We start from the raw sequence: 24,820 nt of genomic DNA on the forward strand, positions 1-24,820 counted from the left end.
ATATTCCGGATAAGCTGATGTTGCGTAGCTACGGTCTCGGGATAATCTCACGGCGCCAAACCTGTTTAGCGAAATATTTATTCTTATCCTGAACAGCTAAGTTTTGGCTGTTATTTCAGGTGCCCTCAATAGTGGCAAATTAAAGATAGTCTAAAAAGCGAGAATTTCGGAACAAAAGCTTTAGTTTTTCTAAAGAGTTCTGTCATTTTAATGTAACAGTAAGGTGTTAATTCAAAGCTATTTTATGGATCTAATGTATTTATAATCAAGTGGTTAGTGTTATTAAGGAATTGTTACAAAAATATAATATTTTGATGTCGGTCAAAGTTATGAAAAATAATTTTTCAGAAAATCTAATAAAATTATTGCACTGTGATTGTCGTTGAGGAGTGCCTGAGTTACATTCTAGGCATATGTTCTTTTATCCGTTCTTGCTCACCGTGAAGCGTTTTGGTTCTGCTTTTTGATGAATTAAGTCGCCGGATATTCAGTTTTAAGATAATTTTCGTTGGGAGAGAGCTCGCATGCAGCGGCCGAAAAAACCCATGCCACCTCTGAATGCATTGCGCGCATTTGAAGCCGCAGCACGTTTACAGAGTTTAACTAAAGCTTCTGAAGAATTATTTGTTACTCAGGGGGCGGTGAGTCAGCAAGTAAAGTTGCTTGAAGAGTATCTTGGTGCCCCACTGTTTACCCGTAAATCCCGGAAATTACAGTTGACTGATCTGGGACGTTCCTATGTGCCCGTGCTTACGCAGGCATTCAGTAATATGCGGGCCAGTACGCAGGAGCTTTTTGATACATCGCATCAGCCGGTATTACAAATCAAGTCCGGTACTACGTTTGCACAGCGCTGGCTGGTTGAGCGTTTACCTAAGTTTATGGCGCAGTATCCTGAATACCGGGTACGTTTGAAAACTTCAGTCTGGCCGAATGGTGAAGGTGTTGATGGTGTTGATCTTGAAATTTGCCATGGCTATGGTGATTTTTCGGGATCACTGGTACAGCGCATTATTAAAGAACAATGGCAGGTAGTGGCAAGCCCAGGGTTTATGGAAAGGTATCCCGGCAGTCATCAGCTGGATCAGTTAATCGAAATGCCGCTGATCAGCATCATGGGTTATCGGGAAGGCTGGCATAGCTGGTTTGGTGAGCAGGGGTTAGTTGAATTGCAACCAATGACCAGTTTTGAAAGTGATAACACGACTATGGCGATAGATATGGCCGAGTCAGGGGTTGGAGCACTACTGGGGCTAAGTGGGCATTTGTATGAGCCGTTGCAAAGTGGCCGGCTGATTAAAGCTAATGAGTACGAAATGGAAGCGGAGTGCGGGCATTATCTGGTTCTGCCAAACCGCCCTATGACGGCCAAAGTTGATAATTTCTGTCGCTGGATGCTCGAAGAGTTAGAAGAGCATCCCTGCAAAGATAATCTCGATTGGAATCTGAGTTTGTAACTTTCAATTTGAAATTTCTAAGTGATAAAAAATCCCGGTAAGGACCGGGATTTTTTATGCATGATAACTTCGAACTACACTGGCTGAAGAATAGATTCGACTGTCCAGTCTGTTTCAATACCCATAATAGCTGCCATTGTTGGAGCTACCTGTACTGAGGTGGCAAACTCGACTTCTAGCTGTGGCACGTTAGGGCCTGCGAAGATGCAGAACCGGTTGTCTTCAGGAGTCCCCGGACGCATGCCGTGGTTAGACTTGTATTTAGAGGCTCCACGAATGGCTCCTGTACCCATTACATCTGCTTCAAAGCTGACATATTCACCTTCAGGGCAAGTAAAGGCGATCAGAGTATCGTGAAGGTCTGCGGGTATGAAGTCTTTCGACATGACTTCCATACCTTGTTTCAGCAACTGTTCTGTGACGGTCGCGGCTTCTTCCGCTGAACGTGGTGCAACCATTAATACACTGCCTTCACTGGACCAGCGACAGCCTTCGGGTAGCAGCAAGTCGCAGCGTACAGCGTCAGGCATAGAAGTATGACCGTGATCACTCATGATGGCGAAATTGTACTTATCCAACGTGCCGTTATTGCGCAGTTGTGTCATCAGCGCGCCAACCTGCGCGTCTGCAGTACGTAAAGACAGTTCTGTTTGCGGGTGCTCAGTGCCGTACTGGTGCAAATAGTAATCGGTAATGCCTACTTCCAGCATAATCAGATCAGGTGCATCAGCACCCGCCAGAGTGGCAGCAACCTGCATCAACTGATAGTCAGCCAGCATACCCAGACTAAGTGTTTGTTCCCGGTCGGCAATCGGATCGACCATATCGTCAATGCTCATGCCAAGACGTTGCAGACGGTTATCCGGATCCAGGTTCTTATTGGTGAGGCTCCACTGCTCATTCGCCGGATGCGGTTCATTATCACGGCCGCGGCTCATTACATCATTTACCCACCATGGCTTGATAAACAGATTGCAGTCTTCCGGACGCACCATGCCATAGCCAACGTTTATAACATCACCGCCGGCTTTACGGGCAAAGCCTGCAAGGGTTTCGCCACGAACGTCATAAGGGTTAGACCAGCGGAATACGTCGCCATCCCAAATTTTGTTGCCGTAGACACCATGTTCAGCTGGCGGTCGGCCAATGATCATAGATGTTCGGCCGGGGAATGATGTTCCGCAAATCTCCGGTGTCAGTTCTTTTACCTGACAGCCCTGTTTGGCCAAAGCATCCAGGTGAGGCAGCTGAGCGCGCATCTGTTCAAATTTACCGGCGCTGATGCCGTCAATCATGATGAGAATGAGTTTATTCATAATGGTGCTTCTGAGTTCTCAAGGTTGCACTTATCTTATTTTCGCTAAGCATCCAGCAAAATGGTTTCGGAATAAAGTCAGAAAAGTGAATCTTTATCATTAGAGATAGTAATGTTTGCGGTTGCGCAGTATGGGCAGTTTAGCCGTAAAAGCATTCAGTTTTGTTTCAGACTGCATATTTAGCATGGACATCAATAAAAATGCGCTGTGGAAATGGATCCGAATTTAGGTATTGGTGATGACGTAATAACAGTGCGGAGGAGTATATATGCAGACGAATGAAACTGCTTTCGTCGGGGTAGGGTTAAGACAGGCACATTATCAGGCTGTTATTGATCAGGCTCCGTCGCTGGGGTGGTTTGAAGTGCATAGCGAAAATTATTTTAATCCCGGCGGGCCGAATCATTATTTTTTGCAATGTGTCAGGGATCATTACCCGCTTTCGCTTCATGGCGTAGGTATGTCTGTTGGATCGACAGATCCATTGGATATGAATTACCTGGCTTCGTTAAAGCAGTTAATCGACCGTTATGAGCCTTTTCTGGTTTCAGACCATATTTCCTGGAGTCGGCATAACGGAGAGTATTTTCCGGATTTATATCCGTTACCTTTCACCGCCGATGTTATTCAGCATCTTGTATCGCGTATTCAACAGGTGCAGGAATATTTGGGTAGAAAGCTGATTCTGGAAAACGTTTCAAGCTATGTGACTTTCGCTGAGTCAGAAATGTCGGAGTGGGATTTTCTAAATGAAGTGACTGCCAGAAGTGGCTGTCAGTTATTGCTGGATGTAAACAATGTTGCCGTGAATAGCTGTAACCATGGTTTTGCCGCAACAGATTTCATTGCCGGAATAAGCCCCTGCAGTGTGGCTGAAATACATCTTTCAGGTGCGGCGCACAAAATTATTAATCAGCAGCCTTTTATTATCGATAGTCATGATGCAGAAGTGGCCGATTCAGTATGGTCATTATACCAGCAGGCGATTGAGCGATTTGGTGTCGTACCAAGCCTGATTGAGTGGGATAGCCAAATGCCAGATCTGCAGGTATTAGTCGATCAGGCTGCGATTGCTTCAGAAATATTGGGAGAGTGCGTGCATGCTGGCTGAACTGCAAAGTAATTTCATTACTACGTTAAAGCAGCGGGAGCTCACAGACTTTGCTTCTGAACTGGTTTCTACCGAAGTCTCTGCGGCTGAGCGTATGCATATTTATGCAAATCATCTGGGGCTGACATTGCGTGAGTTACTAACTGCTGCATATCCCATACTAGCTGTTCAGTTGGGTGAGGCTGAGTTTACCCGTTTATGTGTCAGCTACTACCGGCAAAGACCAATGGAAAAGCCAGAGGCGTGGCATTTTGGTGAGGGCTTCGCAGAGGCTATGCAGGAAGATGCTGCATTGGTATCAGAAATTCCTTTAATTGATCTGGCTCGTATTGAGAGGGCATCACAGTGTTGTTTTTATGCTGCCGAACTGACGCCATTAGCTGCTGATGCTTTAGCCGGGCTGGATGTTGAGGCCTTATGTAAAGTGCGTTTTGAGTTGTTGCCGAGTGTTCAGTTATTAAATGTAGCCTCTCAGGCGCTTGGTTACTGGCGACAGGCACAAAATGTTCAGCTCCCGGCCAGGCTTGTGTTACCTGAACAGCGTTCAAGATTGCTAATACAGCGTTTACCCAGCGGTGAGGTTGGTGTAATCGAGCTGGCTCCTGCAGTGTTTTTGTTTATTGAGCTATTGGCAGCAGGTTCCGATTTTATAACGGCTTATGAAGAGGTGTTGAATCACTTCGCGGACTTCTCCGTTCAGGAGACATATCAATACTGCTTAACTGCAGATGTTTTTTCTAATCAGTCCGGCTGAGGTTACTTGCCATCAGACTGAATATTCAACAGGAGTCAGGATTATGAAAGATAAAAATAAACTCGCCTTGGCATTACTCTCTGCAGTTGCACTTCAGGGTTGCGCAACTGTCGAGGCCCGGTAGGGCAGTCAGACAGCTGTAACGCAGCCTGTACAGTCGGGCAGTAAAGATACGCAGAAGGCTGCCAGTACCGGTAACAGGGCTAATTACGAAAAATGTTACGGTATTGCTAAGGCTGGAGAAAACGATTGCCGTTCCAATGGGTTGAGTTGCTCTGGACATTCAACCCGGGATGGTCAGGCGAATGCCTGGATTCTGGTGCCACAGGGGCTGTGCAATAAAATTGCTGGCGGGCGTAAAGGTTAGTTTCTGAAGCAATAAAAAAGGAGGATCATAGATCCTCCTTTTTTATTGCTGATGTCTAATGATTAGCAGGTTATACGCGGCGGTTACCCATAACAAATAATGGCAGACCAGCGGTGAGGCAGGCACTGAAAAATATTGTGCTTTGCATACCTGTCAGCAACGCTCCCTGACTAAACAGAGTTAAGCCAGCTGCTATAAGAATGCTGCCAGACCATAACATTGGACGGTTATGAGGCTGGTCTTGACGAACAGCTGCAAAAATCAGCAAGGCGGCAGCGGCAGCGGCAATAAACTGAGCGTATTGTTCACCGTATTGCATGCGTCGCAGTAATTCGAAGAATGCAAATAAGCCAATCAGCCAGCGCCCCCAGGCTGGCTTTGACCATACCTTGCGCATACTGGTTGCAATTGCTGCTGTTGCTAACAGAGGTATAGCAGCAAAATAAGCAAGGTTTTCCAGCATTTGACGCAGTGTATAAAGGTCTCCGTTCTGGTTGTTTATCAATAGCTGCGCAATAGCGGAAAGCGCAATAAATAAACTACAGAGAGCCAGAACTTTATGGTTAATTTCAGCATCGTCATCACTGGTCTGACGATGTTGCCAGACCGATGAATACCCGCTGCTAATAGCCAATAGCAATAATGCAACAGAAGTCATTTTTTTATAGCTTAGCGAAAACGCGGCCGGCAGCTTCGATTGTCGCTTCGATATCAGCTTCGCTGTGCGCCGCTGATAAGAAACCGGCTTCGAAAGCTGAAGGTGCCAGGTAGATACCTTCTTCCAGCATGCCGTGGAAGAAGCGGTTGAATTTGTCAGTATCGCACTTCATGACATCCGCAAAGCAGGAAACACTTTCCTGCTCAGTGAAGAACAGACCAAACATTCCGCCCACGTAATTCGTAGTGAAAGGTACGTTATGGCGAAGGGCCATGCTTTCCAGGCCTTCAGCCAGTAGTTCTGTTTTGGCTGAAAGACGCTCATGGAAGCCTTCTTCCTGTAACGCGTTTAGCATGGTCAGGCCAGCTGCCATGGCGATAGGGTTGCCAGACAAAGTACCTGCCTGATAAACCGGGCCAAGTGGAGCAATCTGTTCCATGATTTCACGTTTACCGCCAAAGGCACCCACTGGCAGACCGCCGCCGATAACTTTACCCATGGTTGTCAGGTCTGGAGTAACACCGTAATAGCCCTGAGCACCGGTCAGTGAAACCCGGAATCCGGTCATTACTTCATCAAGAATCAGGACTGTGCCATGTTCGTCGCATACATCGCGCAGGCCTTGCAGGAAGCCGTCAACTGGTGGAATGCAGTTCATGTTACCGGCAACCGGCTCAACAATGATGCAGGCAATCTGATCACCGGCAGCAGCGAAGGCTTCACGAACATTGTCGATATCGTTGTATGTCAGCGTAATAGTGTGTTCAGCCAGTGCTGCTGGTACGCCCGGAGAGTTTGGTTCGCCCAGTGTCAACGCACCAGAACCTGCTTTAACCAGCAGGGAGTCAGAGTGGCCATGGTAGCAGCCTTCGAACTTAACGATTTTGTCACGGCCGGTATAACCCCGGGCCAGACGAATCGCGCTCATAGTCGCTTCGGTGCCGGAGTTAACCATTCGTACCAGGTCCATACCCGGCATCATTTCACAGACTTTATCCGCCATATCAATTTCGATAGCAGTTGGCGCACCAAAGCCCAGACCACTGTCGATCATACCGCGTACGGCATTCAATACGTCCGGGTTGGCATGTCCCAGAATCATTGGGCCCCATGAGCCAACGTAATCGATATATTGCTTGTCGTCTTCGTCAAACAGGTAAGCACCTTCACCACGCTTGAAGAAAATAGGTGTGCCGCCGACACCTTTAAAAGCACGTACCGGTGAGTTTACACCGCCTGGGATGTGGTTTTGAGCTGCCTGGAACAGGGATTCTGAGCGTGACATATCTGTTTCTCTATTCGGATGCCTTACCTGGGGTAGGGCCTGTTATATATGGAATCTCAGACCCGTAACCGGGCTAACCGTTACGGATCGTCTGTTAAGTCGTTTTAACGAAAAAGCTGTTGAAAGCTTTGTGCCCGGGCGGTTATGTCTTCAGCGCTGAATAAACTATGTACTACAGCTAGCATATCCGCTCCGGCGTTAATGATCTGATGTGCATTATCCACAGTAATACCGCCTATCGCTACTACCGGAACAGGGAGGTTTTGCTTTGCGTCATGAAGAAGGTGCATTGGCGCAGGTTTAGCATTCGGTTTAGTCTTTGACGCAAAGAAAGCACCAAAGGCAACGTAGTCTGCATCATAGCTGCATGCCTGTTCTGCAAGCTGTAAATCGTCGTGACAGGTAATGCCTATAATGGCATTCGGACCGAGAATATTGCGGGTGTCAGCATGGTTACCATCACCTTGCCCAAGATGCACACCATCTGCTGAAATTGCTTGTGCCAGCTCAATGTCATCGTTGATCAGTAGCAGACTGTCATACTGATGGCAAAGATCTAACAGGGCTGCAGCTTGCTGTTGGCGCTGTTTTGCGCCTGTTGATTTATCGCGATACTGAATTATGCCGCAACCGCCCCGTAATGCTGCTTCTACCTGAAAAAGCATGCTATTCAGGTTAGGCATAAGTTGACTGTCGGTAATACCGTAAAGCCCTTGCAGGCGGGGATCGGAAGCGCGGCTATTCATGGGGTTTCCTGTGACTGATGATTACATATCTGAAGCAGCAGGCATGATACTCCAGTTATGTAATGATGTTCAGGCGGACTGCTTGTAAAATGTCATTAAAAGGGCTGATGTCGATTATCAGTTGTGCAGTTTCTGCGTATAGATATGCTCTATCTGTTCACGGGTGATGATGCCTGAAATTTGCTGATTAATATTGCAAACATAGAGAGCATCAAGCTGGTCATGATTCATTTTATCTAATGCTTCTTTTAGGCTAGCTTTAATGCTTAGAGCGGCGACATCTTTACGTAAAGCAGGAATTTCCATTAGGTCTATATCTTGACCGGTCTCTTCAGAATGTTCGTGGATATAAGCTTCTAGGTCTGCAGGAAGTAGAATGCTGTCAGGTGAGTCATTACCGAGTAACAGCCATTGGGGTTTTTCCTGCAAAGCATTTTTAGCGGCTGTTAGGTTGCAGTTAATAGATAGCTGAACGGTGCTTTGTAAGACGCTGCTCACACCTATGCGGGAGAGTGCAAGACTAAGAGGTTCGTGCCGGTAATCTAAACCCTGATTCTGTAAGGTCGCCAGGAATATAGAGGGTAGTTTAAAGACATAACGAACAGTTGTAGTTGCAACCACGATAGCCAGCATGCCGGGGAAGATAATATTCGGATTAGCTGTTAATTCCAGTAGGGCAATTAAGGCTGCTAACGGTGCGTTAAGCACAGCTCCCATCATTGCCCCCATACCCAGCATTGCATACAGGCCTACTTCAGAATGTTCCGGGCCAGTCATACCTGCAGTGAGCAATGCGAAAGCAGCACCAGTAATAGCACCGATAAAAAAGGTTGGGCCTATTAAGCCGCCGGGAATGCCGAGACCTAATACAATTGGCGTAAGTAAGCACTTAGTAATCAGCATGCCGAGCAATAATGCTAAGGTAAAGTTCCCCTGCAATGTTTCGCTTATCGTGTCATAGCCGATGCCCATTACCTGTGGATAAAACAGTGCTGCCAGGCCAGTTAATACGCCAGCGAGTAATAGTCGCGAGGTCATTGGCCATGCAGCACTCTTTTGGCTATATAACATCAAACGCATAAAACCGGCAGCGACCAGAGCGATGATAAATCCGAGCAGAATCACCAGTGGGATTTCGTTTAGTGACTGGATTTGTAATGCCGGAATGTTGAAGTCTGCGTCATGTCCGTACACTGATTTTACCAGCAGAGCAGCTGTCACTGATGAGACCAGTACAGGGGTAAAACCGATAACTGTGTACTCCAGCAGAATAACCTCCATCGCAAAAATAACGCCGGCCAAAGGCGTGTTGAAAGCAGCGGAAATTGCCGCTGCAACGCCGCAGCCAACTAATAGGCGTAAAGAGTTATTAGGTAAATGCAGTACTTGCCCTAACAAACTGCTGCAGGCTGCTCCAAGATGTGCTGCCGGACCTTCGCGGCCGACAGAATGACCGCTGAGAATTGCGACAGAGGCAGATACAAACTGTAACCACATGTTCTTTGCAGGCAGATGTCCCTGATGATAAGTCAGCCGCTCCATTACATGGACAATGCCGACTTTGCGGGTTGCTGGCGCCAGTTTGTAAAAAATACCGGCGAGTATTATTGAGCCGAGTACCGGCAGGGCGAAATGTAGCCAGCGGGGCAGATCTTCAAAATTCTCAGTATTGCCGCCGGGTAGCCACTCAGAAAGCGGTAGCTCGATTGCCAGGCGAAATGCCAGAATCAGCATGCCGGTGACTAGGCCGGAAAAGATCCCCAGCAATACGAGTTGCGGGAGGGCTTCGGCATGAGCAAGCCGGTGGCGAAAATGTTCGAAGGAAAAAATGTTTTTCAGCATTATACGATAGTAAAGGTTAGCGAGGGTTTGTATCATGTAACACTGTATCAAACCGTGACGTGTATTGTGAGGCTAAAGTGGTAAAAGTAGGTATTGTCGGCGGCACCGGTTACACCGGTGTAGAGTTGCTTAGATTATTGGCGAACCATTCTCAGGTAAAAGTTGAAGTTATTACTTCCCGATCTGAAGAAGGTGTTCGCGTTGATGATATGTACCCGAACCTGCGTGGTCACTATGATTTACGCTTTTCTGTGCCGGACGTATCGACACTGAGTCAGTGTGATGTGGTTTTCTTCGCGACGCCGCACGGTGTAGCAATGAAAATGGCGCCGGAGCTGATGGCTAACGGTGTGAAAGTGATTGATCTGGGTGCGGATTTCCGGATTAAGGATCTTGAGCTTTGGTCGCAGTGGTACGGAATGGAGCACACGTCTCCTGAAGCGGCTGCTATGGCTGTGTATGGTTTGCCTGAAGTAAATCGTGAAGCGATTAAATCTGCTCAGCTGATTGCCTGCCCGGGTTGTTACCCAACAGCGGCTCAGCTGGGGTATCTGCCATTGATTGAAAACAAGTTGATTGATCATCGCCGTCTGATTGCCGACTGTAAGTCTGGTGTCAGTGGTGCAGGTCGAGGTGCAAGTGTTGGTGCACTGATGTGTGAAACCAGCGAAAGCATGAAAGCATACGGAGTGTCGGGTCACCGCCACTTACCAGAAATTAAACAGCAGCTGAGTGAAGCTGCAGGCCGTCCGGTTGGTTTGACATTTGTACCACACCTGACGCCAATGATTCGTGGTATTCATGCAACGCTATACGGCACCCTGAAAGACCCTGTTGATGGTTTGCAGGAGCTGTTTGAGGAGCGTTATGCCAACGAGCCTTTCGTTGATGTGATGCCGGCGGGTAGCCATCCGGAAACGCGCAGTGTTAAGGGCGCAAATATTTGCCGGATCAGTGTGTTCCGTCCGCAGAATGATGACACTGTTGTTGTGCTGTCTGCCATTGATAACCTTGTAAAAGGCGCAGCAGGTCAGGCTATTCAGAATATGAACATCATGTTTGGTATCGCGGAAGATGAAGGTCTGCGCGCTGTTGGAATGATGCCATAATAGATAAAGGGTTTGTGCCAGTAAGTCTGAGGTCAGTGAAAATACTTGACCTCTTTACTGGGTTAAGCGGATAATGCCGGTCAGATTAGAAAGGTCTGTAATCAGATCTGTGAAAGTAAGAGGGTGGGGTAGTTATGTCAGAATCAATGTATCAGGAACCAACAATGGCTTTCACTGATTCGGCGGCATCTAAGGTGAAAAGCCTTATTCAGGAAGAGCAAAATGACGACCTGAAACTGCGCGTGTACATTACCGGTGGCGGCTGTGCTGGATTCTCTTATGGTTTTACGTTTGATGATGCAATGGCTGAAGATGATACGGCAATCATAAATGATGGCGTAACTATGGTTGTTGATTCGATGAGCTTCCAGTATCTGGCTGGTGCTGAAGTAGACTATAAAGAAGGTTTAGCGGGTTCTCAGTTTGTAATTAATAATCCAAATGCAACGACTACCTGTGGCTGTGGGTCATCTTTTTCGATCTGATATGCTTCTGTGAATTCCAAAAAAAACCGCGACTTAGTTCGCTGTTTTTTTTGTCTGTTTAATCGCCTGTTTTATCAGACTGGATAGACGGAGCCTAATATACGATAGCCTGATGCACCGGTAACTGCAGGCATATTGCCAGGCATGTTATCCAGCGTTTGTTTTGCTAGCCATGCAAAAGCTACCGCTTCAACCCAATCGGGGTGAAGATCCAATTCAGTTGTTGTACCGACAGTAAAGCCGGGTAAAAGCGCCTGAATTCTCTGTAATAAATACTGGTTATGACTACCACCGCCACAGAGATACACTTCAGCTTTATCCAGATTGTGAGACTTAATTGCAAGCGCGATGCTGGTGGCAGTCAGTTCGGCAAGCGTCGTCTGTATATCAGTATTGTTTGGCGCCTGATCAAGCAGGGTCAGCATGCGTTGAATCCATAAAAGATTAAACTGCTCACGGCCGGTGCTTTTAGGAGGTGCTTCATGGAAAAAAGGCAGTGATAGCATTTGTTCAAGAAGTTGTGGAATTATTGTTCCCTGCGCTGCCCAATCACCGTTTTTATCATAGTTAAGCTGCTGGTGTTCTTTTATCCAGCTATCGAGTAAGACATTGCCTGGCCCGGTATCGTAGCCAAGAACATCTGCTTGAGGGTCCGCGGGTAAAATGGTCAGGTTGGCCATGCCGCCTATGTTAACAATCACTCGATTGGTTTTGCTGCTACGGAACAACGCGTTATGAAAAGCAGGAACCAGAGGTGCTCCCTGGCCGCCGGCAGCCATGTCCCTGCGCCTGAAATCAGCGACAGTCATTATACCGGTGTGTTCTGTTATGGTATTGGGGTCGCCACTTTGCAGGGTGAAGTTGTGTTCCGGGCGATGGCGAATAGTCTGGCCGTGACTGCCAATTGCATGTACGTCAGATTTATCGAGATGACATGTAGCTAACAGGTTGTTCGTTGCTGTTGCAAAGGCTTTTCCCAGTTCGAGATCCAGTATGCCAAGGCGGTCGATTTCATTATCGCCGGGAGCAAGTAAACTGCGGATTTGTTGATTTAAAAATTCTGGGAGCTGTTCGCTATGGCAACCAATAAGCTGGAATTGAGGATCAAAGCGAACAGCAACAGCATCGATACCATCTAAGCTGGTGCCGGACATTAAACCAATATAAACGGGTGCCGGCATAGCTTATACCTGATGATGTTAGCTAAAACTTAGTTTGCTGTAGATGCCAGCTGGGTTGCTTTATAGCTTTCCAGTTTAGCGACAACGTCTGCTGCGACTTTGTTAAATAGCTTGCGCTCCGATTTAGGGACCGGATTGGCTTGCGGTAATTTAACTGTCTGGGAGTTCTTATGTACGCCGTTTACACGGAATTCATAATGCAGGTGTGGGCCAGAAGATAAACCGGTTGATCCTACGTAGCCAATAACCTGACCTTGCTTAACCCGTTTGCCTACTCGCTGGCCTTTTTTGAATTTCGACATATGCGCATATAAAGTTGTGATGTTACCGCCATGCTGAACAATTACAGCATTACCATAACCACCCTTTTTGCCACGCCAGATTATCTTACCGTCACCGGAGGACTTAATTGGTGTGCCTGTACGTGCAGCATAATCGGTACCGCGGTGTGGGCGGGTGGTTTTCAGTACGGGATGCTTACGCTTTAAATTAAAGCGGGAGCTGATGCGTGCAAAATCAATAGGCGTACGTAAAAAGGCCTTTCGCATACTTTTACCGTCTGGGGTGTAATAGCTGCTCTTGCCTTTGCTGTCAGTAAAACGCAGGGCAGTAAAAGTGTCGCCACGGTTAGTGAACTGAGCAGATAGTATGTTGCCTTCGCCAATCATCTTACCGTCGAGGAATTTCTCTTCATAAACAATGTTGAATGAATCACCTTTACGGATATCCAATGCAAAGTCGATGTCCCAGCCAAAAATAGCGGCCAGTTCCATAATCATACGGTTAGAGAGACCTGCCTGTTGAGCATCAAGAAACAGGGAGTTGTTAATTGTACCGTTTACAAAACGCTGAAGTGTTTCAGGTTTGCGGGTATGTTCTTCAAGGATATAGCTGTCTTCGGTTTTACTGATGACAGCAGTATCTAACTGACTCTTAATATGACGCAGTTGAACAAGCTGGTCATTTTTAATCAGGAAGCTAAGTGTTTGGCCTGGATATATACGTGTCAGCGCTTTGGTGTCTTTAACAGCGTTAGTTACTCGGTAAACATCAGTAGCTGTCAGGCCCGCTTTGAGAAAAATACCAGAAAGGCTGTCACCATTGCTGACTTTGAAGTCCTTCCATTCATCTTCAAGTGGAATATTCTCAACGACCATGCGCACAGGTTTATCAGCGTCGTCGGAAAGTTGTTCGATATCTGCTGAACCAGCAGCTGGAGGCGTTGTTGCAGTTTCAACCAGAGCTAACTGAAGTTCAGTCTGAGTTGCGTTAACGGCAATGTCGTTATCTTCTAGGATATCAGTAACAGCACTGGCGGTATCTTCGTTAATAGTTACCGGTAGTGATTGTGTCTGTTGAGCATTACTCTCTGGTAGTAAAACCAGTGTCGTGCCGATGACCAGAGTACAAATGGCAGCGGCAGCCAAATGTGTGGTAGGAAAAAACTTAGCAATGTGTTGAACTGTACTCAAAGTCCCATGCTCCCCTTATATAACGCAGTCTGCCGGTAGTATATCTAATGAAATGCATATTGGCTAAACCTCGGATTCCATATTGGTGAAAAAGTTCGTCTTTTAGTCATAATTCTACGGGTTTGGGGAATTTATGACGGGAATTAAGTTGTCTGCAACGAAACCTGAGGTAAAATAGCCGCCCTAAATTTATCTAATGCAACCGGAAGAAAGCGGCAATGACAGAAAAAACGTTGTTACAGGATCTAAATGCGCGAGGCCTAATTGCGCAGATGACCAGCGAAGATGAGCTGGAAAAGCACCTGGCAGAAGGTTCTGTTACGCTTTATTGCGGCTTCGATCCAACTGCAGATAGTCTGCATATTGGTAGTCTTGTTCCTTTATTAGCACTTAAACGCTTTCAGCAGGCTGGACATAAGCCGCTGGCGTTGGTCGGTGGCGCAACAGGTTTGATTGGCGATCCAAGCTTTAAAGCTCAGGAACGTAAATTGAATGATGATCAGACAGTAGGTAACTGGGTCGAAAAGCTAAAAGCCCAAGTAAGCCAGTTTATCGATTTCGATTCTGCGCAGAACCCGGCTGAAGTTGTGAATAACCTGGACTGGACTAAAGATATGGACATTCTGACATTCCTGCGGGATGTCGGTAAGCATTTCTCTGTTAATCAGATGATTGCTAAAGAGTCAGTTAAGCAGCGTATAGATCGTGAAGGCGAAGGCATCTCCTTTACTGAGTTCACCTATATGATTCTGCAGTCCTATGATTTTCAACAGTTGAATAAGTCTCACAGCTGTACGTTACAGATAGGTGGTTCTGATCAGTGGGGTAACATTACCGGTGGTACTGAATTAACCCGTCGAATGAATGGTAATAAAGCCTATGGTTTGACCCTGCCTCTGATAACTAAGTCAGACGGTACTAAGTTTGGTAAAACTGAAAGCGGTACTATCTGGTTATCAGCTAATAAAACCTCTCCTTATGCTTTCTATCAGTTCTGGCTGCAGACAGCAGATGCTGATGCTTACCGCTTCCTTAAATACTTCACTTTCTTAGCAGTTGAAGATATTGATCGTATTGAAGCGGAAGATGCGGCTGCCCAGGGTCGTCCACAGGCGCAAGGCATTTTGGCTGAAGAAGTGACGCGGCTTGTTCATGGTGAAGCAGGATTGATTGCAGCCAAACGTATTACCGATGCTTTATTTAGTGGTGATCTGTCTGATCTGACTCAAGAAGAGTTTGTGCAATTAGCTCAAGATGGATTGCCTTCATCTAGTTTGGAAGAAGTGATGGCTTTTGAATTGATCACTCAGCGGTTGGCGGAAGTTGGTATGGGAACTGGGAAGCAGATTAAAGATGCCTTGCAGCGGAGTGCGGTGATTGTAAATGGTAAAGCTGTAGGGATGGACGATAATGCAAACGCAGATGCTATTTTTAGTAAGGAAAATGCATTCCATGGAAAGTACTTTATGGTGAAGCTAGGGAAGAAAAAGCATCATTTATTCCTAAACTACAGTAGTGCTGTGTAAGACAGGTAACATTACAAAAAAACGCAGCTTATATAGCTGCGTTTTTTTATGCCTGTCGTTAGCAGTATATGTAGCGATCAACTTAGCTATAAAAGCCGGAGTTTTTGCAGCGCAAAAACTAATTACAATTATTGTTAAAAAGGCTGTTGACTCTTTTCAGTTGGTCCCTATAATACGCCCCCACATTGAGACGCAAGACAGCGGCAACGCAGACAGCAGACACAATGAGAAACAAAGTAACTCACTGATAAACAGCTTGTTTTGAAGTTCGAGTGAAATGCTTCGACCGGAACGAAAGCTTGTTTTTCCGGTTTTGAAACATTCTGCGGAATGATTCAAAATCTTCTGAAAATAAGCGTTGACTTCCACCGGGTGTTGAGTAGAATACGCACCTCGCTTGAGACGACAGCAGCCACGGTCAACACCGACTGCTGAGACGGATTAAGCAACGCTCTTTAACAATTTGATCAGATAATTCGTGTGGGCGCTTGTTGAGATGAAGCACAAAAGCTTTATCAAAGATAAGCAACCTAGTGAATTCATTTATGAGATTTACAAAGTTAGTTTAACTTTGAGCTAGATTTAAGACACTGTTTACAGTGTCGAAATTAAACTGAAGAGTTTGATCATGGCTCAGATTGAACGCTGGCGGCAGGCTTAACACATGCAAGTCGAGCGGTAACAGGGGTAGCTTGCTACCCGCTGACGAGCGGCGGACGGGTGAGTAACGCGTACGAATCTGCCTAGTAGTGGGGGATAGCCCAGAGAAATTTGGATTAATACCGCATACGCCCTACGGGGGAAAGCAGGGGACCTTCGGGCCTTGCGCTATTAGATGAGCGTGCGTCGGATTAGCTAGTTGGTGGGGTAATGGCCTACCAAGGCGACGATCCGTAGCTGGTCTGAGAGGATGATCAGCCACACTGGGACTGAGACACGGCCCAGACTCCTACGGGAGGCAGCAGTGGGGAATATTGCACAATGGGCGCAAGCCTGATGCAGCCATGCCGCGTGTGTGAAGAAGGCCTTAGGGTTGTAAAGCACTTTCAGCAGTGAGGAAAGGTTAGTAGTTAATAACTGCTAGCTGTGACGTTAACTGCAGAAGAAGGACCGGCTAACTCCGTGCCAGCAGCCGCGGTAATACGGAGGGTCCGAGCGTTAATCGGAATTACTGGGCGTAAAGCGCGCGTAGGTGGTTATTTAAGTCAGATGTGAAAGCCCTGGGCTCAACCTAGGAACTGCACCTGATACTGGATAACTAGAGTACAGAAGAGGGTAGTGGAATTTCCTGTGTAGCGGTGAAATGCGTAGATATAGGAAGGAACACCAGTGGCGAAGGCGACTACCTGGTCTGATACTGACACTGAGGTGCGAAAGCGTGGGGAGCAAACAGGATTAGATACCCTGGTAGTCCACGCCGTAAACGATGTCTACTAGCCGTTGGGACACTTGATGTCTTAGTGGCGCAGCTAACGCACTAAGTAGACCGCCTGGGGAGTACGGCCGCAAGGTTAAAACTCAAATGAATTGACGGGGGCCCGCACAAGCGGTGGAGCATGTGGTTTAATTCGACGCAACGCGAAGAACCTTACCTACTCTTGAAATCCTGCGAAGTCGGAAGAGATTCTGATGTGCCTTCGGGAACGCAGTGACAGGTGCTGCATGGCTGTCGTCAGCTCGTGTTGTGAAATGTTGGGTTAAGTCCCGTAACGAGCGCAACCCTTGTCCTTATTTGCCAGCACTTCGGGTGGGAACTCTAAGGAGACTGCCGGTGACAAACCGGAGGAAGGTGGGGACGACGTCAAGTCATCATGGCCCTTACGAGTAGGGCTACACACGTGCTACAATGGCCGGTACAGAGGGCTGCAATCCTGCGAGGGGGAGCTAATCTCACAAAACCGGTCGTAGTCCGGATTGGAGTCTGCAACTCGACTCCATGAAGTCGGAATCGCTAGTAATCGTGAATCAGAATGTCACGGTGAATACGTTCCCGGGCCTTGTACACACCGCCCGTCACACCATGGGAGTGGATTGCACCAGAAGTAGCTAGCTTAACCTTCGGGAGGGCGGTTACCACGGTGTGGTTCATGACTGGGGTGAAGTCGTAACAAGGTAGCCCTAGGGGAACCTGGGGCTGGATCACCTCCTTAAACGATAGCGGATTCTCAGCAAGCGTTCACACGAATTATCTGATCAGTTGTAGAGTAAGTACTGGGGCTATAGCTCAGCTGGGAGAGCGCCTGCTTTGCACGCAGGAGGTCTGCGGTTCGATCCCGCATAGCTCCACCATTTCTCATGCCTTGAGAGTGGTTAGTACTTAAGATTTGTATTTGAGAATACAAAAGCTAATACATGAAAATCATGTGTATTACCTTTTGTCTTTTTTTAGACAGAACGCTCTTTAACAATTTAAATCCTGTAAAAAACGAGAATTAAGAAGTAAAAAATGTACAAGCGCTAATCCGGCGTAAATGTATCGTTACTTCAGCGTTATTTACTTTGTATAAAGTAGATGGCTATGAAGTTTTATCAGTCACTTTGAATCAGACCCTTTTGGGTTATATGGTCAAGTGACTAAGCGTGCACGGTGGATGCCTTGGCAGTCAGAGGCGATGAAGGACGTGGTAACCTGCGATAAGGTTTGGGGAGTCGGTAAACAGGCTTTGATCCAAACATTTCCGAATGGGGAAACCCACCCAGTGTAAGCTGGGTATCTCTTGAGTGAATACATAGCTCTTGAGAGGCGAACTCGGGGAACTGAAACATCTAAGTACCCGAAGGAAAAGAAATCAACCGAGATTCCCCTAGTAGCGGCGAGCGAACGGGGACCAGCCCTTAAGCTGTGTTGTAGTTAGTAGAACGCTCTGGAAAGTGCGGCCGTAGTGGGTGATAGCCCCGTATACGAAAACTTATACACAGTGAAATCGAGTAGGACGGGACACGTGATATCCTGTCTGAACATGGGGGGACCATCCTCCAAGGCTAAATACTCCTGACTGACCGATAGTGAACCAGTACCGTGAGGGAAAGGCGAAAAGAACCCCTGTGAGGGGAGTGAAATAGAACCTGAAACCGTGTACGTACAAGCAGTGGGAGCGGACTTGTTCCGTGACTGCGTACCTTTTGTATAATGGGTCAGCGACTTAATTTCAGTAGCAAGGTTAACCGTTTAGGGGAGCCGTAGGGAAACCGAGTCTTAATAGGGCGTGTAGTTGCTGGGATTAGACCCGAAACCGAGCGATCTATCCATGGGCAGGTTGAAGGTTGAGTAACATCAACTGGAGGACCGAACCGACTGTCGTTGAAAAGCCAGCGGATGACTTGTGGATCGGAGTGAAAGGCTAATCAAGCTCGGAGATAGCTGGTTCTCCTCGAAAGCTATTTAGGTAGCGCCTCATATCTCACCTACGGGGGTAGAGCACTGTTTCGGCTAGGGGGTCATCCCGACTTACCAACCCGATGCAAACTCCGAATACCGTAGAGTGCAATTATGGGAGACACACTGCGGGTGCTAACGTCCGTTGTGGAAAGGGAAACAACCCAGACCGTCAGCTAAGGTCCCAAAGTTATGGTTAAGTGGGAAACGATGTGGGAAGGCTCAGACAGCTAGGAGGTTGGCTTAGAAGCAGCCACCCTTTAAAGAAAGCGTAATAGCTCACTAGTCGAGTCGGCCTGCGCGGAAGATATAACGGGGCTCAAACCATACACCGAAGCTACGGACGCAACTTGTTTGCGTGGTAGAGGAGCGTTCTGTAAGCCGTTGAAGGGAAAGCTGTAAGGCATCCTGGAGGTATCAGAAGTGCGAATGCTGACATGAGTAACGATAAGGGGGGTGAAAAACCTCCCCGCCGGAAGACCAAGGGTTCCTATCCAATGCTAATCAGGGTAGGGTGAGTCGACCCCTAAGGCGAGGCCGAAAGGCGTAGTCGATGGGAAACAGGTTAATATTCCTGTACTTCTTGTTATTGCGATGGAGTGACGGAGAAGGCTAGGCCATCACGGCGTTGGTTGTCCGTGTTTAAGGCTGTAGGCTGGGGAATTAGGAAAATCCGGTTCCCTAAGGCTGAGAGTCGATGACGAGTCCTCTTTTGGACGAAGTGGTTGATGCCATGCTTCCAGGAAAAACTTCTAAGCTTCAGATAACAAGAAATCGTACCCCAAACCGACACAGGTGGTCAGGTAGAGAATACCAAGGCGCTTGAGAGAACTCGGGTGAAGGAACTAGGCAAAATGGTACCGTAACTTCGGGAGAAGGTACGCCCCTGACGGTGATGAGACTTGCTCTCTAAGCTGTTGGGGGTCGAAGATACTAGGTGGCTGCGACTGTTTATTAAAAACACAGCACTCTGCAAACACGAAAGTGGACGTATAGGGTGTGACGCCTGCCCGGTGCTTGAAGGTTAATTGATGGGGTTAGCTTCGGCGAAGCTCTTGATCGAAGCCCAAGTAAACGGCGGCCGTAACTATAACGGTCCTAAGGTAGCGAAATTCCTTGTCGGGTAAGTTCCGACCTGCACGAATGGCGTAACGATGGCCACACTGTCTCCACCCGAGACTCAGTGAAATTGAAATTGCGGTTAAGATGCCGTATATCCGCGGCTAGACGGAAAGACCCCGTGAACCTTTACTATAGCTTCGCAGTGGACTTTGATATTACTTGTGTAGGATAGCTGGGAGGCTTTGAAACTTGGACGCTAGTTCGAGTGGAGCCAATCTTGAAATACCAGCCTGGTACTATTGAGGTTCTAACGCAGGTCCCTTATCGGGATCGCGGACATTGTGTGGTGGGTAGTTTGACTGGGGCGGTCTCCTCCTAAAGAGTAACGGAGGAGTACGAAGGTGCGCTCAGCATGGTCGGAAATCATGCATCGAGTATAAAGGCATAAGCGCGCTTGACTGCGAGACTGACACGTCGAGCAGGTACGAAAGTAGGTCTTAGTGATCCGGTGGTTCTGTATGGAAGGGCCATCGCTCAACGGATAAAAGGTACTCCGGGGATAACAGGCTGATACCGCCCAAGAGTTCACATCGACGGCGGTGTTTGGCACCTCGATGTCGGCTCATCACATCCTGGGGCTGAAGCCGGTCCCAAGGGTATGGCTGTTCGCCATTTAAAGTGGTACGCGAGCTGGGTTTAGAACGTCGTGAGACAGTTCGGTCCCTATCTGCCGTGGACGTTTGAGATTTGAGAAGAGTTGCTCCTAGTACGAGAGGACCGGAGTGAACGAACCTCTGGTGTTCGGGTTGTCATGCCAATGGCATTGCCCGGTAGCTATGTTCGGACAGGATAACCGCTGAAAGCATCTAAGCGGGAAGCCCCCTTCAAGATGAGATCTCACTGGGACCTTGAGTCCCCTGAAGAGCCGTTCAAGACCAGGACGTTGATAGGCTGGGTGTGTAAGCGTTGTGAGGCGTTGAGCTAACCAGTACTAATTGCTCGTGAGGCTTGACCATATAACGCCAAAAGCGTTTGGTTGTGTGATTACACAACACGGATCAAGTGATTGATGAAGATACATTGCTGCAAAGCATGTTGGATTAGAGTTTGTACATCATCTTAAGACTCGGATTAGCCTGAAGAAGGCATACAGGATTTTTATTGTTACAGTTTTTTGCTTGGCGACCATAGCGAGATGGAACCACCCGATCCCTTACCGAACTCGGAAGTGAAACGTCTTAGCGCCGATGGTAGTGTGGGGATTCCCCATGTGAGAGTAGGTCATCGCCAAGCACCTATTTAAGAAACCCTGCTACGTTGTAGCAGGGTTTTTTTTTCGTCTGCAGAAAAGGTCGGCCATCGGCTGCTCAAGGTCACCTGTTTAAGAAACCCTGCCAGGCTGCAGTATCAGGCTCTATCGTGTGCAGAAAAGCTCGGTCATCGGTTGTTCAAGTTCACTCGTGCAAGAAGACCTGCCATGTTGCAGTATCAGGTTCTATCGTCTGCCGGAAAGCCGGGTCACCAGCTGTTTAATAATACCTATTTAAGATCTTCTGCCAGGTTGCAATATGAGAGCTCTGTCGTCCGAAGGAGAAGCCCGTTATCGGTCGCTACAGGCTGTTTGATTAGGAGTCCTTAGACATTTTGTTATTGAAGTTTTAACTAGGCTGAAAATTGATGGGTTACGGATTTTGTGGCGGTAAAAGGTGATGAAATATATAGGTTAGCTAGGATGTATTGAGAAATTGTGTAAGTGAGATTTTCTGTATAAGAATAAAGTTGAGACATCTGTGCGTTATGTATTGGCAGGTGTCTCAGTGGGAGCGGTTGATTGAAAGTTAGTCGCGATAAATAGTTTTAATCAGGTGAAAGCCAAATTTTGTTTTCACCGGGCCGTGTATTTTTAGAAGCGGCTTCTTAAAAACTACATCATCGAATGGCTTAGCCATTTGACCTTTTTTGAATTCGCCTAAGTCCCCGCCACGCTTTCCCGAAGGGCAAATGGAGTACTTTTTGGCGAGCTTTGCAAAGTCCCCGCCTTTTTCTAGTTGTTGTAAGATCTTTTCGGCTTCAGGCTTTGTCTTAACAAGAATATGGACTGCGGATGCTTTCATTATTTAGCTTTCTGATTGATTGTATTGAGTTAACGAGACTATAGACTGTGTATAAGTATTTTACCTGAAATGATTTTATTCAGGGATGTACAAGGAGGACTTATGGGGTTTAATTTTCCAAATGAGCTAAAAGTTGATGATGAAATAAATTTGGTTGTGCTTTCCTTAGCTGACGCTAAAGACTTGCATACGCTTATTCTACGGAATCATGCTTATCTTTCTAAATATTTAGCCTGGGCTGAAAAAATTAGTGATCTGGCCTCTACGGAGGACTTTATTCGACTACGTGTTGCTGTACCAGGTCTCATTTCAGGCTGGTATAAGGTTTATGTGAATAATCAGCTATGTGGCATTTTTGGCGCTAAGTCAGTTATCGATAACAGGGCCGAATTAGGTTGCTTCATTGCAGAAGATTATCAGGGGCAGGGGATTATTAATCGTTGTATGCTGTTTTTCACTGAGTATCTCTCAAGAGAGTTTCAGGTCTCGATGATAGAGTGGCGTTGTTTAGCTGATAATAAAGCGAGTATTAAAGTTGTTGAGCGTTTTGGAGCTGTATTGGATGATGTCGAAGTAGGTACTATTGCAGGTAGCGATGAAATGCAGCGTTTATGTGTTTATCGTAAACAGATAGCTAAAGTTTAGTTTGTGGTATCAAGATAACCGTAGTAGCTAGGCATACGAGTGCGGTAAATCTGGTCTCTATATGCAGCAACCTGATTCCATATGGTATCAATAAGATAGGGGTTCTGAACGGCAAATTGATGGCTAAAAATAAGGTAATAGTGCTTTTCTGCGAGAGGTATTTTAACTTTTTCAAAATGTTTCTTTTGTGTTTTTTGAAGATAAGCGTCAGCAATGGCTTCCTGGTCAACGACTCCTTCAACACGTTCTGCGTCTAGCATTTCAAATAGTTGTGATGTACTGCTGCCTTCAATTACATCAACACCTGCTTTCTTGATATCAGCGACGATTGAATAATTCAGTTTAGCGGCAAGGCTTCCTGTTAGTTTTTCAAAGCTGTTGCCATTCCACTCGAGCTTGCTACTTACAGGTCGATATAATACGTATGAGAGGGTATCCATTCGCCTTGTTGTATCTACTTTACCGTCGTTCATTGGGTAGACGCCAAACTCCCTGCGTGACTCTTTATATGAAAAGATAAAGGCTGCGTCTAAATCTCCTCTTTTCAGGCTTTGTAGTACCCTTTGGCCGGGCATACGCTGGTAATTAATATTCAGATTGAGCACTGCTGATACGTGATTGATTAAATCAACAGAGATGCCTGGGGGTGACGAAAGTTGCTCACCCTTACCCAGAAAATAAGGAAACGAGTCGACATTGTTAAAGCCGATTTGAATGGTTTTTTGTGCTGTTGCAAATGCAGAGCACAGTAAGCAGATCAGAAAGATGACTGTCTGTTTAAGCATTATTACCTCTTAATGTTGAGAGGAGTTACTTAAACTCTATCCTTGAGGTGTGAGCTTTTTATTACATCCGGCATTTTAATGCCTGAGGTATCCTATAACAGATTATGATATATGCCTAATCATGGATTTCCTTTTGACTCTGAAGCCACTACAGGCTTTAGAATCGGCTTGTTTATTCTCTGGTAGGGGATCTGTCTACCTGATTTCTGCGTATTTTGAATGGGAAATACAATGTCTCAGAGTTCTTCTGAAATGCAGGCCTGGTGGTTTTTACTTTTGGCCTGGCTAGTTGCGCTGGTCGCAACCTTTAGCGCGATTTTTATTGGTGAAGTAATGGGACAGATGCCCTGTACTTTGTGTTGGTATCAGCGAATTTGTATGTTTCCACTTGTGTTTATATTGGGGCACGGGAGCTTCAAATCTGATCCGAAGGCAGCGGTTTATGCTTTACCGCTTGTCCTGCTCGGCGCTGCCTTTGCGCTTTATCATTCGCTCATGTATGCGGGTATCGTTATGGCTGAGATTGTACCTTGCGGTTCAGGTACATCCTGTAGTGGCAGTTCTATGACGATTCTCGGCGGTTTGCCATTGCCTTATCTGGCACTGGTAAGCTTTGTTGGAATTACATGTTTGCTTTTACGGGTTCTTAGGAAAAATAAATCATGAGTCGTTCTAAAATTGTTGTTTTTGCATCTGTATTGGTGGTGTTTGCCTTTGGGCTAGCAGGGTATATGTGGCAAAAAAGTCAAATTAATTCCGTTGAGGTGGTAGCAAATTCTGGTTCGTTGGAGCGCCCTTATTCGCCAGTATTAGGTCCTGCTGATGCCAAGGTCACTATCGTCGAATTTTTTGATCCTGCCTGTGAAGCTTGTCGGGCATTTTATCCCTTTGTGAAAAAGATCATGGCTGAATATCCACAAGATATTCGTCTGGTGCTACGTTATACCACTTTCCATGAAGGATCTGACGAGGTAGTGCGCATTTTAGAGGCTGCTCGTAAGCAAGGGCTTTTTAAGTCTGTACTGGAAGAAGTGCTCAAACGACAGCCGGAATGGGCCGTTCATGGTCAGCCTGATATCAATAAGGCGTGGGCGGCGGCAGAATTTGCCGGGCTGGATATTGAAAAGGCTGAAAAAGATGCTCAAGCAATTACAGTGACTTCTTTACTTAAGCAAGAAGCTGCAGATGTTAAGGCGATGAATGTTGAGAAGACTCCAACGTTCTTTGTGAATGGTAAAGTACTACCCAGCTTTGGAGCTCAGCAGTTGTATGATCTTGTGATTGCTGAAGTAAAGCGTTAAATTTTGTACGTTGCCGGATTGTGGGGCCGGCAGCGCTTATCATTATGCGTCCTGTGCAGAAAGAATATAGTTATTTTGTAGCGAGTTTTGGTATCATAGCGGCCTCTGATCGGGGCGGCCGTATGCCGTCATATCCAGAGCATGTTCTTCAGTGCCAGATATAGGCTGTGAACGAATTTTAATGTTGCTCCGGCCACTGTGTGCCTGCTTTCCCCGTCATCAATCAGA

Annotated in this window: 18 protein-coding genes, 1 tRNA gene, 3 rRNA genes and 1 pseudogene; 14 read left to right on the forward strand and 9 right to left on the reverse strand. The window is 46.7% G+C overall.

Translation table 11 applies throughout. The features are described from left to right. Positions 1 to 524 precede the first annotated feature (524 nt). Entirely contained in the window at positions 525 to 1,457 is a 933-nt protein-coding gene (locus OCU49_RS04275; RefSeq protein WP_261843753.1) for a LysR substrate-binding domain-containing protein, read from the forward strand. Positions 1,458 to 1,531: 74 nt separating this feature from the next. On the opposite strand, the gene OCU49_RS04280 is transcribed toward OCU49_RS04275, so the two are convergent. Further along, on the reverse strand, positions 1,532 to 2,773 hold the full coding sequence (locus tag OCU49_RS04280) for an alkaline phosphatase family protein (protein WP_261843754.1): 1,242 nt from the start codon (positions 2,771 to 2,773) through the stop codon (positions 1,532 to 1,534). A 268-nt stretch (positions 2,774 to 3,041) separates the two neighbouring features. On the opposite strand from OCU49_RS04280, the gene bufB reads away from it, so the two are divergent. The 3 genes and pseudogenes from bufB to OCU49_RS04295 all read left to right on the forward strand — a co-directional run. Further along, entirely contained in the window at positions 3,042 to 3,884 is an 843-nt protein-coding gene (bufB, locus tag OCU49_RS04285) for an MNIO family bufferin maturase (RefSeq protein ID WP_261843755.1), read from the forward strand. Then, the gene (locus tag OCU49_RS04290; protein WP_261843756.1) at positions 3,874 to 4,638 is read left to right on the forward strand and encodes an HvfC/BufC N-terminal domain-containing protein; all 765 of its coding nucleotides are present in this window, start codon (positions 3,874 to 3,876) and stop codon (positions 4,636 to 4,638) included. The genes bufB and OCU49_RS04290 overlap by 11 nt, the downstream gene beginning before the upstream one ends. A gap of 181 nt (positions 4,639 to 4,819) precedes the next feature. Then, positions 4,820 to 5,005, forward strand: a pseudogene (locus OCU49_RS04295) (BufA1 family periplasmic bufferin-type metallophore); the annotation flags it as partial. Positions 5,006 to 5,075: 70 nt separating this feature from the next. On the opposite strand, the gene OCU49_RS04300 reads toward OCU49_RS04295, so the two are convergent. The 4 genes from OCU49_RS04300 to OCU49_RS04315 form a co-directional block, all read right to left on the reverse strand. Continuing rightward, positions 5,076 to 5,663, reverse strand: coding sequence for a hypothetical protein (locus tag OCU49_RS04300; protein ID WP_261843757.1), 588 nt, complete (start codon positions 5,661 to 5,663; stop codon positions 5,076 to 5,078). A gap of 4 nt (positions 5,664 to 5,667) precedes the next feature. Beyond that, positions 5,668 to 6,948 carry a glutamate-1-semialdehyde 2,1-aminomutase gene (hemL, locus tag OCU49_RS04305; protein ID WP_261843758.1) on the reverse strand — a complete coding sequence of 427 codons (1,281 nt, stop codon included), beginning with the start codon at positions 6,946 to 6,948 and terminating at the stop codon, positions 5,668 to 5,670. Between the two features lie 104 nt (positions 6,949 to 7,052). Beyond that, on the reverse strand, positions 7,053 to 7,694 hold the full coding sequence (thiE, locus tag OCU49_RS04310; RefSeq protein ID WP_261843759.1) for a thiamine phosphate synthase: 642 nt from the start codon (positions 7,692 to 7,694) through the stop codon (positions 7,053 to 7,055). Between the two features lie 117 nt (positions 7,695 to 7,811). Further along, positions 7,812 to 9,572 (reverse strand): chloride channel protein, encoded by a 1,761-nt coding sequence (locus OCU49_RS04315; protein ID WP_261843760.1) that lies wholly within the window; start codon positions 9,570 to 9,572, stop codon positions 7,812 to 7,814. 41 nt (positions 9,573 to 9,613) lie between these two features. Here OCU49_RS04315 and argC point away from each other — a divergent pair, with 41 nt between their 5' ends. After that, positions 9,614 to 10,645: an N-acetyl-gamma-glutamyl-phosphate reductase gene (argC, locus tag OCU49_RS04320; RefSeq protein ID WP_261843761.1), complete on the forward strand. Its 1,032-nt coding sequence runs from the start codon at positions 9,614 to 9,616 to the stop codon at positions 10,643 to 10,645. Between the two features lie 134 nt (positions 10,646 to 10,779). Continuing rightward, entirely contained in the window at positions 10,780 to 11,130 is a 351-nt protein-coding gene (gene erpA, locus OCU49_RS04325) for an iron-sulfur cluster insertion protein ErpA (protein ID WP_261843762.1), read from the forward strand. Between the two features lie 74 nt (positions 11,131 to 11,204). On the opposite strand, the gene OCU49_RS04330 is transcribed toward erpA, so the two are convergent. After that, positions 11,205 to 12,311 (reverse strand): anhydro-N-acetylmuramic acid kinase, encoded by a 1,107-nt coding sequence (locus tag OCU49_RS04330; protein WP_261843763.1) that lies wholly within the window; start codon positions 12,309 to 12,311, stop codon positions 11,205 to 11,207. Positions 12,312 to 12,340: 29 nt separating this feature from the next. Continuing rightward, a complete protein-coding gene (locus tag OCU49_RS04335; RefSeq protein ID WP_261843764.1) occupies positions 12,341 to 13,783 on the reverse strand; it encodes an OapA family protein in 1,443 nt (480 codons plus the stop codon). 218 nt (positions 13,784 to 14,001) lie between these two features. On the opposite strand from OCU49_RS04335, the gene tyrS reads away from it, so the two are divergent. The 5 genes from tyrS to rrf all read left to right on the forward strand — a co-directional run bounded on the left by tyrS (position 14,002) and on the right by rrf (position 21,040). After that, entirely contained in the window at positions 14,002 to 15,309 is a 1,308-nt protein-coding gene (gene tyrS, locus OCU49_RS04340; RefSeq protein WP_261843765.1) for a tyrosine--tRNA ligase, read from the forward strand. A 610-nt stretch (positions 15,310 to 15,919) separates the two neighbouring features. Then, positions 15,920 to 17,459: ribosomal RNA gene (locus OCU49_RS04345) — 16S ribosomal RNA — on the forward strand. Positions 17,460 to 17,522: 63 nt separating this feature from the next. Then, a tRNA-Ala gene (locus OCU49_RS04350) sits at positions 17,523 to 17,598 on the forward strand. A gap of 275 nt (positions 17,599 to 17,873) precedes the next feature. Beyond that, positions 17,874 to 20,763 (forward strand): 23S ribosomal RNA (locus OCU49_RS04355). Between the two features lie 161 nt (positions 20,764 to 20,924). Further along, positions 20,925 to 21,040, forward strand: a 5S ribosomal RNA gene (gene rrf / locus OCU49_RS04360). The 16S, 23S and 5S rRNA genes sit together here with 1 tRNA gene alongside, the layout of an rRNA operon. A gap of 545 nt (positions 21,041 to 21,585) precedes the next feature. Here the strand turns inward: rrf and OCU49_RS04365 are convergent. Further along, positions 21,586 to 21,861, reverse strand: coding sequence for a peptidylprolyl isomerase (locus OCU49_RS04365; protein ID WP_376787890.1), 276 nt, complete (start codon positions 21,859 to 21,861; stop codon positions 21,586 to 21,588). Between the two features lie 102 nt (positions 21,862 to 21,963). Between OCU49_RS04365 and OCU49_RS04370 the strand changes: the two genes are divergently transcribed. Then, positions 21,964 to 22,506, forward strand: coding sequence for a GNAT family N-acetyltransferase (locus tag OCU49_RS04370; RefSeq protein WP_261843766.1), 543 nt, complete (start codon positions 21,964 to 21,966; stop codon positions 22,504 to 22,506). Here the strand turns inward: OCU49_RS04370 and OCU49_RS04375 are convergent. Next, positions 22,503 to 23,291, reverse strand: a complete 789-nt coding sequence (locus OCU49_RS04375; RefSeq protein ID WP_261843767.1) for a substrate-binding periplasmic protein — start codon at positions 23,289 to 23,291, stop codon at positions 22,503 to 22,505. The genes OCU49_RS04370 and OCU49_RS04375 overlap by 4 nt on opposite strands. Before the next feature lie 231 nt (positions 23,292 to 23,522). On the opposite strand from OCU49_RS04375, the gene OCU49_RS04380 reads away from it, so the two are divergent. Continuing rightward, positions 23,523 to 23,957 carry a disulfide bond formation protein B gene (locus OCU49_RS04380; RefSeq protein ID WP_261843768.1) on the forward strand — a complete coding sequence of 145 codons (435 nt, stop codon included), beginning with the start codon at positions 23,523 to 23,525 and terminating at the stop codon, positions 23,955 to 23,957. Then, positions 23,954 to 24,592, forward strand: a complete 639-nt coding sequence (locus OCU49_RS04385) for a DsbA family protein (protein WP_261843769.1) — start codon at positions 23,954 to 23,956, stop codon at positions 24,590 to 24,592. Before OCU49_RS04380 ends, OCU49_RS04385 begins: the two co-directional genes overlap by 4 nt. The last annotated feature ends 228 nt before the right edge of the window (positions 24,593 to 24,820 follow it).

The sequence above is a fragment of the Aliamphritea ceti genome (assembly GCF_024347215.1).
Classification (GTDB): Bacteria; Pseudomonadota; Gammaproteobacteria; order Pseudomonadales; family Balneatricaceae; genus Amphritea; species Amphritea ceti.

Coding starts and splice junctions, on each gene's coding strand:
- OCU49_RS04330 (WP_261843763.1), bottom strand. CDS start 12,311: ATGCCGGCACCCGTTTATATTGGTTTAATGTCCGGCACCAGCTTAGAT.
- OCU49_RS04280 (WP_261843754.1), bottom strand. CDS start 2,773: ATGAATAAACTCATTCTCATCATGATTGACGGCATCAGCGCCGGTAAA.
- bufB (WP_261843755.1), top strand. CDS start 3,042: ATGCAGACGAATGAAACTGCTTTCGTCGGGGTAGGGTTAAGACAGGCA.
- thiE (WP_261843759.1), bottom strand. CDS start 7,694: ATGAATAGCCGCGCTTCCGATCCCCGCCTGCAAGGGCTTTACGGTATT.
- OCU49_RS04375 (WP_261843767.1), bottom strand. CDS start 23,291: ATGCTTAAACAGACAGTCATCTTTCTGATCTGCTTACTGTGCTCTGCA.
- OCU49_RS04385 (WP_261843769.1), top strand. CDS start 23,954: ATGAGTCGTTCTAAAATTGTTGTTTTTGCATCTGTATTGGTGGTGTTT.
- tyrS (WP_261843765.1), top strand. CDS start 14,002: ATGACAGAAAAAACGTTGTTACAGGATCTAAATGCGCGAGGCCTAATT.
- OCU49_RS04275 (WP_261843753.1), top strand. CDS start 525: ATGCAGCGGCCGAAAAAACCCATGCCACCTCTGAATGCATTGCGCGCA.
- erpA (WP_261843762.1), top strand. CDS start 10,780: ATGTCAGAATCAATGTATCAGGAACCAACAATGGCTTTCACTGATTCG.
- OCU49_RS04365 (WP_376787890.1), bottom strand. CDS start 21,861: ATGAAAGCATCCGCAGTCCATATTCTTGTTAAGACAAAGCCTGAAGCC.
- OCU49_RS04315 (WP_261843760.1), bottom strand. CDS start 9,572: ATGATACAAACCCTCGCTAACCTTTACTATCGTATAATGCTGAAAAAC.
- hemL (WP_261843758.1), bottom strand. CDS start 6,948: ATGTCACGCTCAGAATCCCTGTTCCAGGCAGCTCAAAACCACATCCCA.
- OCU49_RS04380 (WP_261843768.1), top strand. CDS start 23,523: ATGTCTCAGAGTTCTTCTGAAATGCAGGCCTGGTGGTTTTTACTTTTG.
- OCU49_RS04370 (WP_261843766.1), top strand. CDS start 21,964: ATGGGGTTTAATTTTCCAAATGAGCTAAAAGTTGATGATGAAATAAAT.
- OCU49_RS04290 (WP_261843756.1), top strand. CDS start 3,874: ATGCTGGCTGAACTGCAAAGTAATTTCATTACTACGTTAAAGCAGCGG.
- OCU49_RS04300 (WP_261843757.1), bottom strand. CDS start 5,663: ATGACTTCTGTTGCATTATTGCTATTGGCTATTAGCAGCGGGTATTCA.